Annotated in this window: 8 protein-coding genes; 3 read left to right on the forward strand and 5 right to left on the reverse strand. The window is 48.1% G+C overall.

All coding sequences use genetic code 11. From position 1 onward, the window contains the following. Positions 1-136 precede the first annotated feature (136 nt). A complete protein-coding gene (locus GC096_RS28350) occupies positions 137-1567 on the forward strand; it encodes a HEAT repeat domain-containing protein (RefSeq protein ID WP_171634975.1) in 1431 nt (476 codons plus the stop codon). A gap of 707 nt (positions 1568-2274) precedes the next feature. Here GC096_RS28350 and GC096_RS28355 read toward each other — a convergent pair. Both GC096_RS28355 and GC096_RS28360 read right to left on the reverse strand, forming a co-directional pair. After that, positions 2275-3114 carry an AraC family transcriptional regulator gene (locus GC096_RS28355; RefSeq protein WP_171634977.1) on the reverse strand — a complete coding sequence of 280 codons (840 nt, stop codon included), beginning with the start codon at positions 3112-3114 and terminating at the stop codon, positions 2275-2277. 4 nt (positions 3115-3118) lie between these two features. Then, positions 3119-3769 carry a TetR/AcrR family transcriptional regulator gene (locus GC096_RS28360; RefSeq protein ID WP_171634979.1) on the reverse strand — a complete coding sequence of 217 codons (651 nt, stop codon included), beginning with the start codon at positions 3767-3769 and terminating at the stop codon, positions 3119-3121. 141 nt (positions 3770-3910) lie between these two features. On the opposite strand from GC096_RS28360, the gene GC096_RS28365 reads away from it, so the two are divergent. After that, positions 3911-5410 (forward strand): DHA2 family efflux MFS transporter permease subunit, encoded by a 1500-nt coding sequence (locus GC096_RS28365; protein WP_171634981.1) that lies wholly within the window; start codon positions 3911-3913, stop codon positions 5408-5410. A gap of 49 nt (positions 5411-5459) precedes the next feature. On the opposite strand, the gene GC096_RS28370 is transcribed toward GC096_RS28365, so the two are convergent. The 3 genes from GC096_RS28370 to GC096_RS28380 all read right to left on the reverse strand — a co-directional run bounded on the left by GC096_RS28370 (position 5460) and on the right by GC096_RS28380 (position 11841). Beyond that, positions 5460-6917, reverse strand: a complete 1458-nt coding sequence (locus GC096_RS28370) for a stalk domain-containing protein (RefSeq protein WP_171634983.1) — start codon at positions 6915-6917, stop codon at positions 5460-5462. 407 nt (positions 6918-7324) lie between these two features. Further along, a complete protein-coding gene (locus GC096_RS28375; RefSeq protein WP_171634985.1) occupies positions 7325-10288 on the reverse strand; it encodes a DEAD/DEAH box helicase in 2964 nt (987 codons plus the stop codon). Further along, on the reverse strand, positions 10285-11841 hold the full coding sequence (locus GC096_RS28380) for a hypothetical protein (protein WP_171634987.1): 1557 nt from the start codon (positions 11839-11841) through the stop codon (positions 10285-10287). The genes GC096_RS28375 and GC096_RS28380 overlap by 4 nt, the downstream gene beginning before the upstream one ends. Positions 11842-12316: 475 nt before the next feature. Between GC096_RS28380 and GC096_RS28385 the strand changes: the two genes are divergently transcribed. Next, positions 12317-15577 carry a polysaccharide lyase family 8 super-sandwich domain-containing protein gene (locus GC096_RS28385; RefSeq protein ID WP_171634988.1) on the forward strand — a complete coding sequence of 1087 codons (3261 nt, stop codon included), beginning with the start codon at positions 12317-12319 and terminating at the stop codon, positions 15575-15577. Positions 15578-15698 lie beyond the last annotated feature (121 nt).

A 15698-nucleotide genomic window follows, 5' to 3' on the forward strand; every position in this document is an offset into this window, starting at 1 on the left:
CGCGAAGTGTAAGGCGGATAATAATACCTTAATTTTGTGCTAGCACGGATTAAGATTGTTTATTTAATGTCCGGTTCATCATTCATATAATAAAAGCATGGTTCACTCAATCCTACATGCCAGGGAGGCAGAGACAATGCAAAGCAACACACCTTTATTATTGACTGATGAGCAAATGAGAACGTTTATTACGAATGGCTGCCTGATTCTCAAAACTGATTTTCCGCGTGAATTCCATGAAAGTTTAGTAGAGCAATTGAACACGGTTTACACCGAAGAAGGCAATCCTGGCAACAATCTATTACCTCGAATCCGCGAGCTGCGCAAAGTTTTCGATCATCCCGTTGTAACAGGTGCGTTAACGAGTGTGCTAGGAGCTAATTATATGATGCATGCGCATCGGCATGGACATTTCAATGCATCTAGCGTAGCTGGTGGTTGGCATAAAGATAGCTATTGGGGTTACAAAAGGATGCGCAACCATCACCCGCAATGGGCGATGATTATGTATTTCCCACAGGATACACCTGTGGAATTAGGGCCGACTGGCGTACTGCCAGGTACGCAAAACTATGAATCTCGTACTTTTGAAGGGAATGAACCCGAGGGTGAGGTTTTGGCGAGTGGGGAAGCGGGGACTTTTGCGCTGATTCATTATGATATTTGGCACCGCTCCACTCCAAATGTGTTGGGTCAACCTCGCTATATGTTGAAGTTTGAATTTATGCGGACTGAGCTGCCACAATCGCCAAGCTGGGATAATCAAGAAAGCGGCTGGCGTAAACCAGAGGGGTTACAACTGCCGATCGGTGAGCACGATTTGATGTGGGAAGAGACGTGGAATTGGCTGTCGGGACAAGTTGGCAGCATCGCTAACACGATTACTTCTGATCCGCAGCGAATCGCGGAATTGAGCGCGGGGTTGAGCAGTTATGAGCCTAGTGCCATTAATGCAGCTTACGAACTTGCGGCAAGTGGTCAAAGTGGCGTAGACGCATTGCTTCAAGCCCTTCATAGTGAGGATAAAAATGTGTCGCGACTCGCTGCGTATGGCTTATCTGTTGCAGGAAGTGAAGCTGTTAGCGGATTGGTTGCAGCATTGGCGGCAGGGGAGAATGCAGCGGAAGCGAGTTCTGAGGAAATCATCGCGAATGCCGTGTTCGCGCTGGGTGAATTGAGAGGCTTCACAAGTGAGGCAGTACCTGCACTTGTTAACTTGATGCAGCATCCGTCGGAGACGATCCGCTGTGCTGTCGTTGATGCCCTGGGTCTTATGGAAGCTGGTCACGATCAAATAGTGGCGTGCTTAGGGGATGCGCTGCAGGATGAAAGTGCACAGGTGCGATTTATGTCCAGCTTGGCGCTGTCCCGTTTAGGGCAAAGTGCCGAAGCAGCGATTCCACAATTGGAAATCGCTCTGGACGATGAGAATCGCTACGTGCGTGCGCATGCGGCGGAATCCTTACGCTATGTTGGCACGGAGCGTGCGAAAGACACGCTCATTAAGTTCCTGCTTAACGCGCGTTGGTGTCCAACGACGACGGCGAAGAATGCTTTTTATCCGTAAGATGCTAGCAACAACAACCCCCATCGATATGATGGGGGTTGTTGTTTTATGGGGAAGGTACCTCACCGTTGGATCGGTAACGATTACCACTGAAAGCTCCCATAATGAACGAATATGCAGGCTAACCGCCACTATTCTGCTTTTCATAGCAATCTGTTCTTACAAGTAGCGCATATTTCCAAGTAATTCTCACTCGCTAACCTAAGCAAGCAACTCCCAAGTAACTAACCCCCTGCAAACCAGCCACGCCCTCCATGCCAACCACGCCAACCAGGCTAACCACGCCAACCACGCCAACCACGCTAAACACACCACCACGTCCAGCACGCTAAACACTCCCAAACACGCCAACCACCAATAGATGGAAAACCTACATCTAATTTTCTCGAAATCATCTTTTAAAATGAAATAAATGGAAAAAGTACATCTAATCCTGCCATTTCAAGCTGAAAAGGGCAAATCTCCCGAAGATAGATGGAGGTTATCCATCTATTTCGCTTTTTAGCTAGTTTTACAAGAAATTAACTACCTAATTTACAGTTAAATTTGGCGCGGCGGAGTTAGGATGCAGGAGCAGGTGTGAGTGTTGCGGTGGATTTGGATGTTTGTCGTGTTCTTGGTATTGGCGTTGGACATGTTCTTGGTTTTCGTTGCACTTGTTCTTGTTCTTGCTCTTGCTCCCAACGCTCGCCAACCGCATCCAAAACTCACCGCGGCCGCAAATCGCGGAACGCCGTTGGCTTAAATCCCGTTTGTTCCTTGAACATGCGGGAGAAATACGATAATTCCATGCCGAAGGAATCGGCAATTTGGGAGACATTCAGCTCCGTTGTCAGGAGCAAATCTTTCGCTTTTTCCGAGCGCAGATGGTTCATATATTGGATCGGGGAATACCCCGTAAATTGTTTGAACGCATTGATGAAATAATTCGGATGATAATGAGCGAGCTGGGCCAAAGTTTCAATCGAAACTTGATCAGCTATATGCTGCTCCATGTAACTCAGAACTACACTCATTTTCTCGTGGGTTGGGGTAGTAGCCAAATTCAGTTTCACGGTAGCATTGCCATCTATGAAATCCGCGATTAGTTCATGAAGGATGCCTGTCACCCGGAATTCGGCGGATAAAGTATCGCTGTGACGATAAGCAATCAACTTTTCGAACTTTTGCCTAAGTGCTAACGGGTCCTTAACGACAATCGAAGGGCTCGTGTGCAAAATTTGAAAGAGATCCAAATCACCGATTTTCGCAGTGAAATGGCACCAATACTTGCCGAAGGTATCCTCACTAATCGTGCCATAGGCTTGGTCGCTGCCAGCAGGAAGAAGGTAGAGCTCGCCAGGACGAGGATAGTAGGTTTGATTGCCTATTTTAACAAAACCTTCACCTTCCATAATAAAATACAGCCGATTGACTGGGCATGCCGGGTTCTCATCATTCCAGCTTCGCGATACTTTTGTGTACGCTGCATAGCCGACATCTATTCTGGCTTTCGCCATATATTTCTTCCAAAAGGTACGTTGGCTCGCATTCATATCTGATTTCATCGCTTTAAATTCCTTTTACAAATAGTCGACATATGCCTTCAGTAAATTGCTGTTTCGTATAGCCAAGTACATCTCTATGGTACGTGTACTGTTCTGGAAAAAGGGAAATGAGCAGCGTATTGATCGTTAATGTGACGTCAATGTCCTCGATCTCGCCATTTTGAATGGCATATTGGATGAGTGGAGCTAGGATATTGTGGAGTCTTACAAAAAAAGGCTTTTTGTGAATGCTGTAGTTGCGCTTGTCGGCATGCATGGAAGAAATGACAGACAACAGGCTGACATGCTCGTCAACGAAATCAATGACATCATGGATACAAGCGGATAGCTGCGCTAGTCCTGATTCTACAGGTCCAGCAATGCGGTACTTCTCCTCCATCGTATCAATAAACCGATTCGTCGTAGATTTGATCAAATCGCTGCACACATCGCCTATATGGGTATAGCGGCGGTATAAGGTTCCTTGGCCCACACCAGATTCCTTCGCAATTTGATGCATCGTGACGGATTCTATTTCATTCGTTTCTAAAAGCGTGCGCGCAGCAGATAGGATGCGTCGGCGATATTCCGTATCACGTTCTCCACGGCGGCTGCTTGGTGGAATGGCTTCTTTTATAAGTTCACAGATTCCTTGATGATCTTCTGGATGTGTCATATTTTCGTTCCTCCTGGTAGAGAGATCGTCCATAAAAAATTTATTTGACTTTGCGGACAATTGTCCGTAATATGAGGTAGCGGACAATTGTCCCCTATATTGTAACACGTGAAGAGAGAGATTGTCTAAGGAGGAGTTAGGATGAGTCAAACGGCTGTATCCGGTGGAAGTGAGCCGGAATTTAAGATTACGAGCATTCTGGTGCCGTTAATCGCCATTATCTCAGGCATATTCATGGTTATCCTCGACACGACAGCAATGAACGTTGCATTGTCGAAGTTAGTGGTTGACTTCAAAACTGATCTACCTACAATTCAATGGGCGGTAACAGGTTATATGCTGGCATCCGCTGCAGTAATTCCATTAGCGGGGTGGTTATCTGACCGTTTTGGAGCGAAAAATGTTTTCCTTACATCCGTATTTTTATTTACGATTGCATCACTTTTATGTGCGACGCCAAACACAGCTGAAATGTTGATCTTTTTCCGCATTCTGCAAGGCTTAGGCGGAGGCTTCGTGATGCCAGTCGCTATGGCGTATGTATACAGACTTAGTCCGCCTAACAAGATTGGGCAAGTGATGGGTATGCTTGGCGTACCTATTTTATTAGCACCAGCTATTGGGCCAATCTTATCAGGTTGGTTAGTTGAATACCATTCTTGGCACTGGATTTTCCTCATTAATTTGCCTGTCGGTATTTTCAGCTTAATTTTCGGATTATGGAAATTACCTGTTGTGGCGCGTAAAAAAGTTGCCGGTTTCGACCTGCCAGGGATGATCCTGGGTCCGATTGCTTTCGCTTCGTTATCTTATGGTATTTCACAAGGTGCCTCAGGGTGGACATCCGATAAAGCGCTTGGCGGTATCATCGTTGGTGCCGTTGCATTGATTGCTTTCGTCATCGTTGAGCTCAGAACGAAAATTCCATTGCTTGAGCTTCGCATTTTCAAATCATTTGATTTTTCCTTTAGTATATTCATTCAATGGGTGATCCAATTCTGTATGTTTGGCGCGATTTTCCTTCTCCCGCAATTCCTGCAGCAAGCCCGTGGTTACGGTGCATTCGATACCGGTTTGACCCTGTTCCCGCAAGCGATCGCGTCTGGACTTATGATGCCAATTGGTGGTTATTTATTTGATAGAATCGGTATTCGTTGGTTAGTTGTCATCGGTCTTACCCTGGTGTCTGGGGCGATTTTCCAATATTCTCATTTGGATCTGAGCACACAAAGAACAGATCTCATTCTACCACTTGCGATGGCTGGGGCTGGTATGGGACTCATGATGATGCCAATCAACTCCCATTTGATCAAAAAAGCTCCGCAAGACCTCGTCAGCCGCGTTACTTCGTTGACAAGTGCGATGCAGCAAGTTATTAGCTCTTTCGGTGTTGCCATCGTCGTGACCATTCTGACTTCACGTGTGACAACGTTGATTACTGAGCAGAAGCTTCCAGTGAGTTCCCCTGCAGATATGCAAAAGTCGATGCTATCCGTAGCTCCTGATGCATTCGGCTATACGTTCACATGTATGATGATTATTGCAATGTGTGGAGTTGTTCTTGGACTCTTCCTGCGCCGCGGCAAAACAGAAGCACATCAAGAAACAAGAACAGACGTTGCGTTAGAAGGATTGCACTAACATAAAGAAGGCAGCTCTCGAGATTTACTCGGGGCTGCCTTTTTGGTGTTTAGGGTAGTTTCACTGATGCGCGGTACAGCTTGCTGTTCCATGTGACCGTGCTTTTGAGCGACTCGGCAACGAGACGAAGCGGGACATACATCCGGCTATCGCTCATGATTTGCAAGGGAACAGGGACAGAAACGGATTTGCCATTTACTGTAGCGACAGAACTCCCATCCTGCAGTTTCAAAGTAACACCAGCATTTGTGATCGTTGCTGTTCGTGTAGATGCATCCCAAGTAAACTTGGCGTTCATAGCCGTAATGAAGGGACGAATCGGGACGACCGTCGTTTCTTTATCGATGAAACCGGTAAAATCCGAGATATATTGACCGTTAATATCGATTTGTACTTTAGGCTTATCCAACTTGCGGACGAGGAGTGCATTGCTAAGCTTCCGTCCAGGATAAGTCATCATAGTACCGTTCGCATATAGCCCGGAGCTGGAACCGCCATCCATATTCATCGCTTCTTTTAATCCAAGCGCAATCGAAATTGCAGCAAGCTCGGATAAGGTAGCGCTAGGTACCGTGCCCATGATGAGTTGATTAGAGCCATCGATCCCGACAAAGCTTCTAGCCGCAGAAGATTGTGTGACTTTTGGATCCGTAAAGCCATCTCTACTTACATTGATATCTGAGGCACCATTCGTTACAAGCTTCGGACCAACGCCGATGGCGGATAGCCAGGTTTTGGCGTCGAGATTGCTCCCGCCTTCACCTTTGGCAATAATATCCTTCGTGATTCTGTCACCTACGTCCAGTTTGGTCAGTACGTTCTGCTTATTGTTGGCGCTGTTGCCGACGAATAACACATAACCACCGTCTGGAACCGATACGGAATCCTGCGTAATCCGTGTGACCAGTCCATCGCTGATCACCACTTTGGTGCTATTAGGGAAGCCGATCCAGCGGCCAAAATCCGGTGTATACCAGACAATCTGGTCCGTGCTCGTGTCTCCGTAATATTTGTTAATACCCCAAGGATTAATGGTATAGGTACCGCCGCCTTCGCTGGTGCGAATGGCAATATCGAGATTGACAAATTGAATGTCAGGAACCTTATCTTTGTTTAGAAAAAGTGTCTGATTTTCCCCGGAATGCATCGGCTCACCAGACTTCAGTAGCGTCCCGTTGGGGTAGCGGATATAAGGATCAGACTCGTAGGCATTGAAAAATGACCCGTTAATCGCTGCGACTCCGTTCTCTCGCTCCACAATAGATTGCATGGCGTCGTCGTGTCCGATACCACCATCGGCTAAGGCGGGAACAAGTTCAAGCGTCGGATCAGTGAGGTCAACCGTTACCGTTTTGACCGTGAAGTTTTTGCCGGCAGCATAAACGAGTTTCGTTGACGCGTTAACAGACGGGGAGTAGGCAGCGGATGCGGATGACGCTCCACCAGTGAGAAGTGCTGCGGTTAGGAGTAAGGCAGTTGCTGGTATGGCAAGTTTCATATGAAACATAAGGTTGGGTCTCCTTTTAATGAATGTGAATGTCGAATTATGATGAAATATATATGACTAGTATAACATTCGGAGGAGTAATGGTGTTTAAGACGCAGGTGGATTGTAAGATAGAAGCGCATCTAGCTAGTGGTAGATAGAGATTCGGTAGCGTGCTCCGCAGAAATGGTGTCGGTGAGTGAACATGTGGAGGAGATATAGGTAGTTGAGTAGCTAGTTTTGAGAATAAATGTAGTTGGCGAGGGAGGAGTGAGGTGAGCGGTTGGCGAAGCCGGCACAAGAGCAGCGAACCAAAGACAATAGCGCCCTTTTTGGGCGCTATTGTCCGTTCGCGAGCGGCCGCGGGTGCGAATAAGGCCCTTTTCGGGCCTTAAAGCGTCCATCGCTACCTTCGCGACCGCTGCTACTCACCAAGATTTACGCAGCGTAAACAAATCCTGCAACTCATCATTTGAAAGCTCGGTAATCCAGCCTTCGGAGGAGGAGATGACGTTGTCGCTGAGGCTCATTTTGCTCTCGAGCATCTCGTCGATCCGCTCTTCCAGAGTGCCGAGCGAGATGAACTTGTGGACCTGCACGTTCCGCGTTTGGCCCATGCGATACGCGCGGTCGGTCGCTTGGTTCTCGACCGCGGGATTCCACCAGCGGTCGAAGTGGAACACGTGATTCGCCGCGGTCAAGTTCAACCCGACGCCGCCGGCTTTCAGCGACAGCACGAAAATATTCGGTCCCTCGCCGTCAGCGGCTTGGAACCGCTCAATCATGCGGTCGCGCTCTTGCTTCGGCGTGCTCCCGTTGAGGTAGAACACCGGCTCTCCGCGCTGCGCGGAGAGCACACTCGCCAGCATGCGGCCCATGCCCACATACTGCGTGAAGATCAAACAGGAATCGCCTTCGTCGCGGAGCTCATCGACCATCGCAACGAGCCGCTCCAGCTTCGCAGAGCGCAGCACCAACTCAGCGCGGCTTTCCTCGCTGGCAGCCATTTCCTCAGCCAGCTCCGCTTCCTTCGTGAGCAGCATTGGATGATCACACAGCTGCTTCAGCTGTGTCAAAGCGCCAAGGATCGCGCCTTTGCGCTCCATACCCTCGAGCTTCTTCATGCGCTCCATCAGATCCTTGACGGTCTGCTCATACATCGCGCCTTGCTCGGCCGTCAAGTTGATGTAGACCTTCATTTCCAGCTTATCCGGCAAATCGAGTTGGATGGCAGGATCTTTCTTTTTGCGGCGCAGCATAAAAGGTTTCACCAACTGTTGAAGCTGCGCAGTCCGTTCAGTATCCTGATGTTTCTCGATTGGATTCGCGAAGCGAACTTGAAAACCGCGCTGATTCCCGAGATAACCTGGATTCAGGAAATCATAGATGGACCATAGCTCTGATAATCGATTCTCAATTGGCGTACCCGTGAGAGCGATGCGATGAACAGCATTTAATGAACGAATGGCAGCGGATTGCTTGTTTTGGGCATTTTTAATATTTTGCGCTTCATCCAAACAGAGGGAGCTCCACATATATGGCTGAAGTGTTTCTTGATCCATAAGTGCTGTCGTGTAGGAAGTCAGGACAATATCGACTCCTTGCAAAGCATCATCCAGCGCGGCTCCGCCCAAACGACCTTTCCCGTAATGCAGCATCACATTCAATTCAGGTGCGAAGCGGGCAAGTTCCTTCTGCCAGTTCCCGAGTACAGAAGTAGGGCAAATGAGTAACGCAGGCTGCTCAGAAACCGGCTTGTGATGCAGCAAATAGGTGATGAATTGGACGGTTTTACCGAGTCCCATATCATCTGCCAAGCACGCACCGAGGCCGAACTTTCGTAGATAGGTTAACCATGTAAACCCTTGGTGCTGATAACCGCGCAACTCGGCGCGAAGCCCTTGCGGTACGGGGATAAGCTCGAGATCGGATGGCTGTCCTAGCTGCCGAACTAACTTAAGTAGATGTCCGTTCAACTCCACTTCAAGTTGTAAACGAGCTTCTTCTTCAGGATCAACCTCATCGAGATGATCGCCATCCCATGAGGAGGATTTCACCTTATCTCGCTCCAACTCACTCAATAAGTGGAGCTGGAAAATATCTTGCAGCGACAAGCCCTCAGCCGGATCGATGCTGTCCATGAGTCTGCGAATTTGATCTAAGAAGGCAGGGTCCAAATAAATCCACTGCCCTCGGAAACGAACTAACCGTTCATTCCGAGTTAGCAGGCTGTTGAATTCCGCTTCGCTCAATTCGGAGTCTCCGATGGCGATACGCCAATCGAAATTGACGAGTGAGTTCATACCGAATAAGGACTCAGTTTTGCCACCGCCGCCAGCACCGCTGCCTGCTTCTGCAGCGACTTTGGCACTTAGGCGAGGCTTCCGTTTCGCTGCGGCTTCCCACCAAGCCGGCAACATGACGTTCCAGCCGTCCTCCAGTAGAATGCGGCTATCCTTGGTCAGGAACGTCCAAGCCGAATCATCGCTCATCGGATGAGCGAGTAATTCCCCGTCATCGGCCATGCGGGGCAGTGCTTCCAATAAGCGCGTTACCCAGCCGGGTGCACGCTCCACCACATGCGGCGTCCACTCCGACGCCCATTGGCCTGAAGCTGTTCCATCCACATGCAGTCGAATCGGAGTGAGCAGGGTGCTGTCGTGCTTGTCCTGCAGGACGAGTCGCAACCGCCAGTCTTCTTCAAGCTCATCAGGCTCAAGCAGTTGCAGCGCAGGGCGGAAAGGCGCTAAATCGGGTCGCCAACCCATGGTTGAGAGCCATTCATTTTCCGTAAAAGCGGCGGGAGAATCGTCGGCTGTGTTCGTCTTCCGATTCGCCGAAAATAAAGCCGGATAATCGCGACGTAAATCGGCCATTGCCGTCGCATCCGCATAATGAGCTTCTACGACTGCAGCCGAAAAGGCAGCGCGTAAACCAGTTTCGCCAAGGTCATCGATGGACTCGAGCATTCGCGAATCCACATCCGCAAGTTCATCCGCATTCCGATCCCAAGTCCATACTAACTGACCATTGCGGAAATCCTCATAGCTTGGTATATAGTGCCCTTTCTGAGCAGCTTGATAGAGAAGTGGAGCAAGACGGAACATCGTCTTTGAAGACTCTGTACCCATTTCCCAACGGACAATATCCATGAAATTCGGCTCGGCAAAGAAGGCAAGAACCTGCTCTGCAGGGAGAATCGTCACGACTAGTTCGCCTGCTTGCTGCGTTTCTAATAAAGTGCCATAGAGCGAAGGTTCATGCCATGTGAATAAGAGCTTGCGGAAGTGGTCACCAGAGACATCTCGGCCATCTTTGAAACCCCAGAGCAAGGCATCTCCACTATCTGTTAGGGACATACATAGCGACATTTCGTGCAGTTTGGTGCTCATTCTAGCAGCTTCCCTTTCTTCAATTCTTCCTGCAATGCGCGCAGCCTGCTAAACCGACTGACGAATCGGGTGAAGAATGCTTCCCAGCGTTCGGGTTGCTTCATTTTTTTATAAACCTTTTCCAATCGTTTCAGGAGCCGTACGGCCGATTTGTAGTCATGTCGGTTTTTGAGTCGAATATAGTGCTCCACCGCTTGATGATAATAAGGTAGTAGTAGCTCAGGAGACTCCTTCTCAATGGGTTGCAGCACATGAACGCGATGTGTAAAAGGGTCGTAGCCCTGTGCAATTTGCATCTCAATCCACGGCTTCCATTGGCGCTTCTCATAGTAGAGGTCTTCAATTATGCGGTACGTGGTTGGCAAAAGCTCTCCTAACGACTGCCACATGTCAGCTTCGGCTTCAGGTAGTTCAGCGACCACCAGCTTCCAATAGGAGACGTAGACGTCAACTTCGAGATGTCTTTTTCCTTGATAGAAAGAACTCAATCTACGCAACCAATGAACCATCTCTTGCCAATCCTGAGCGTGCTTCATGTAGTCAAGGAACGGTACGAACAGAAGCGTTGGCGCTTCCTTGAATGTTGCGTGTGAGATTAATGTATCCCAGGCCTGGTGTGAGTTCCCTTGACGAAGATACAGATACGCTCGTCCTGCACATAGCGAAAAGGACAGGTCTGCCGCTTCCATTTCTTCAAAAGCCGTTAACTCCGAAGCGATCCGGCTTTCCTCAGCCGCAACATGATAAGCCCAGAACGTCGAAAACACCCTAAAGTGATGCAGCTTCTTCGGCGATTCGATCGCCATTTGCGCGCGAAGATAAGCGGAAGTCTGCGTTAATCTCTGCTCATGCTGCCCAAAATTCAACGTCTTGGCCGTTTCTTTCAACCACTCATCCAGCTCATCACTCAAATGATAGACGGTTGCAGCCGTGAAAAAGGTGACACCAGCTTGGGCGTTCTGCTCTACGATTTTGCGTAAAATGAACAATCGCTGATGGAATTCGAAATAAAACAGGTCCGTTTCAGAGAAGGCAACCGGTTTCCGCTTGAGATTTACGAATTGCCCCCTCAGCAATTCTACATAGTTCCATTGATCATAGGAGGGCTTGAGGTGAAAGGTGTAGTGCTCCATGAACTTGTGCCAACCATCAACAGTCATCCCTGGAAGTTGCTCCAAATTTGATGCGTTGGAGGATTGCGCAGCTACGCGTTTCAAGGCCATCTTGGCATTCATGATTTGGGAGGCTGGATAGCCTTGGCGATCTGCCAGCTCCATTAAGGTTGCCGCCACATGTTTGCAGGATGTCTTAACAGGGCAGGTGCAAGAGCTGGCTTTCAATTGATTCAGGTCAAGCGCAACCTGACATTTCTCGCCAAACTCCTCCACGACAGCATTAACCTTCCTCAGCTCTGTAGTGATATTCAATGACGTTACCATTTGCTGTTTATAAAAATGAAAGCCCCGACTTAACGTAACTTCGTTGTACGTTTCGGCCACATATTCAAGCAATTTCGACCATTGGTCATCATTCAATACGGGGTTAGAAGACATGAGTAAACTCCTTTAGATACCAACGATAAGAACACATGATTCTATTATAAAATGTTGAGAGTAACTTGTAAAATGATAAACTAGGGATCACATTTCGATATTTGTATGGCGAGCAGGCATATGTGTGTCCGGTTTACCTGGTTGTCAAAGGCAGATGGCGGAGTTGGAAATGTGATTATAGAGAAAATAATTCTTTGGACGCTGCTTGCAGGGGGATCTGTGATTTGGTAGACAGTGTTGGCAGGTACTGATGTAGATATGGATAGATTGAACCAAATCTAGCATGAGGAGGATTGTTTGGTGCGCTTACAATCTATAAAATGAGTTTTAGAAAAGAATAAAGCGCTTCCAAAGGTTGTTTGATTTTGGAAATGCAGCTTCTCTTTTCTAGTAACGCCACAACGGAAGGAGGCATTGAGTTCTGAACAACATGAGATGACATCAATACCACATTAACCTATCGGAGGTATAAGGAATGCGGATTGTAATAATTAAAAGAGTAGTGATGGTTAGCTTAGCCCTGCTGATTGCTTGCGGATCACTATTGGTCCCAGTTGATACGAAGAAAGCACATGCATCCGACGAGTTCGATGTATTAAGGGAAAAGTACGTGAAAATGTTGACGAGTCCGACGACGTATTCACTAACCGACACTGATAATGCGGCACGAATCGCCCAGATCACATCTAAAGCGCAGGGGCTTTGGGATACGATGTATACATCAGCTGTAGTCAATCGGGATAAGCTTTGGAATCATTATTCGATAGGCAAAAATTACCCAGAGAACACGATGTATTCCTATCAGTTTCTCGTCGATATGGCCTTGGCATACCGTACGTACGGCTCGCCACTCATGGGAGATACTGGCTTAAAGGCTGCGATTATCGATGGCTTGGATTGGTTGCATGGCCGCGTCTATTATGCTGGCTCAACGACAACCGGATCGAACTGGTGGTACAGGGAAGTAGGCGATCCCCTAGCGTTGAATGACCTCTTAGCCCTTATGTACGATGATTTAACACAGACACAAATTGACGAGAATGTAGCAGCAGTGAATTTTTTCCAGAAAGATATCGCCATGTCCGGTGCTAATCTGATGTGGGAAGTCCAAGTGTGTACGATCTCAGCCATTCTTGCGAAAAATAATGTACCAGCCGCTGTTTCGCTCGCATCTGCTCGTGATGGCATGAGCGCGTTTCTTCCTTATGTCACGTCAGGCGATGGATTCTATATAGACGGTTCGTTTATTCAGCATACAAATATCGCTTATGCGGGTGGGTACGGTTCAAGCTTGATTAAAAGTCTTGCCGAAATCACGTATTTGCTCGACGGCTCAACTTGGGCAGTGACGGATCCTAACTTCGCGAACGTATATAAGTGGATCTACGACTCCTTTGAGCCATTGATCTACAAAGGAAATTTCATGGATACGGTTCGCGGCAGGGAAATATCCAGATACTATTCGGAGGATAACCTCGCGAGTGGTGAAGTTGTCAGCGCGCTTATCCAGCTTGCTTACACAGCTACAAGTACGGATGCCGCCGTCTACAAGAGCATAGTCAAAAGCTGGCTGCAGGTAGATCCAGCCAAACATTTTTATAAAGATGCATCCATGTGGCTGCTCACAGAAGCCAAAAGTATTTTGAATGATTCAGCCATTACACCACGGGCTGAGCAGATTAAATACAAGCAATTCGCGAGCATGGATCGTGTCGTACAGTTGAGACCAGGTTACGGGTTCAATGTCGGTATGTACTCGGATCGCATGATGAATTATGAGGCCCTCAACAGCGAACCTAACAACATTTGGCACGTCACTGATGGGATGACTACGCTTTATAATAACGATGTGACCCAATTCAACGACAATTTCTGGCCGACTGTGAACAACTACCGGATGCCGGGAACGACCGTGCTTAGCGGCGTCGGCCAAAAGGCCAACCAAATAGGCATACACTCATTTGCTGGTGGAACAGACATACTTGGGCTTTACGGCGTTACAGGCATGCAGTATCAATCAACGCTTCGCGAGTCTAATGAATCTACCGTAGATTTAACATTGAAAGCCAAAAAATCGTGGTTCATGTTCGATGATGAAATCGTGGCGCTTGGTACCGATATTAACAGTACAGACGGCGTTGCTACGGAGACGATTGTCGAAAATCGGAAGATCAAAACGTCAGGCGATAATGCCCTTACCGTAAATGGCGTCGCTAAACCAACTACGCTCGGGTGGGCGGAGACGATGACGGGCACGAACTATATTCATCTAGGCGGCAACGTATCCGGTTCGGACATCGGCTACTACTTCCCAGGAGGCTCGACGGTCAAGGGACTTCGCGAAGCGAGAGTAGGTAGTTGGGATGACATCAATGGGAATGATCCTCCGAACACCGATTACACGCGCAATTACATGGCACTTTGGTTCGATCATGGTGTAAATCCAACGAATGGCACGTATTCTTACGTCCTGCTTCCGAATAAAACGAGCACACAAGTGGCAAGTTACGCGACATCGCCGAATATTACTATTCTGGAGAATTCCAGCGATGCGCAAGCGGTCAAGGAAACAGGACTCAAAATTACCGGTTATAACTTCTGGAAGGACGCGCGGAAGACGGTTGGCGAAGTAACGTCTGATTCTAAATCATCGGTCATGACGCGGGAAACGTCGAGCGATTACGAGGTTTCGGTATCAGACCCGACACAAGATAACACGGGTCACATCTATATCGAAGTCGCAAAGTCTGCGAAAAACCTCATTTCGAAGGATGATGCGGTAACGGTTTTGCAGTATACTCCTACGCTTAAATTCAAGGTGAACGTAAAAGACTCGGCAGGCAAAGCTTACAAGGTGAAATTCGGCTTGACGGGTACGCAGACGGCCAATCCGTCTCCAATTCCGTTGCCGGTTCCATATGAGGCAGAAACTCTGCCTGTTAATGCTAAGACGCATTCCACCGTCGTCTATAACGATACGAACGCCAGCGGTGGCAAGAAGCTTGGCTTCAACCATGCGGGTGTAAATGACTATACAGAATTCAGCTTGGATGTGACACAAGCCGGTACGTATAACGTCATCGGCCGTGTTATGAAGGCGACTAACAATAGTATCATCCAGCTATCAATCGATGGTGTGAATATCGGTACGCCGATTGATACGTTTTGGTCAACAACAGAGAAATATAAGGATTTTCAGTTCGGTTCATACAACTTCAGCTATCCAGGCAGCTACTTGTTCCGTGTTACGACAACGGGCAAGAACGCTAGCGCTACAGGATACCGACTGCAGTTGGATTACTTCACGCTGACGCAGGCACCTACCACGGTTGTTGTAGATAACGCAGGAACAGGCGTGATTAAGGTAGGCACTTGGGATTCTAATAACTCAGCAACGGATAAATATTTAACCAATTATAATTATGTTACTAGCACTAACACAGATGGAGGTACGAAAAGCGTTACCTTCACACCACCTCTAACAGGATCAGGCATGTATAACGTCTATATCTGGTGGCCAGCCCATTTCAATCGTGCAACGAACATTCCGGTAGATATTGTGCATGCTGGTGGAACAGCGCCAGCCTCCATCGATCAGACATCGCTTGGTGGTCAATGGAACTTTGTTGGTTCCTACTCTTTCGCGGCAGGTTCAACCGGTTATGTCAAAATTCGAACAGACGGTGTGAATGGCGTCGTCGTCGCGGATGCTGTGAAGTTTGAGCCGGTACCATAAGAGGAGCTATGTAAAAGGAAGCCTTAGGGCTTCCTTTTGCTACCCCGCCTATTTCCTATAAAATTACCAGGTCCTACCTGCGAATTGCATGGGTCACGAGGAAGAGTTCCATAATCTCATA

This window comes from Paenibacillus plantarum (assembly GCF_013141695.1).
Classification (GTDB): domain Bacteria; phylum Bacillota; class Bacilli; order Paenibacillales; family NBRC-103111; genus Paenibacillus_E; species Paenibacillus_E plantarum.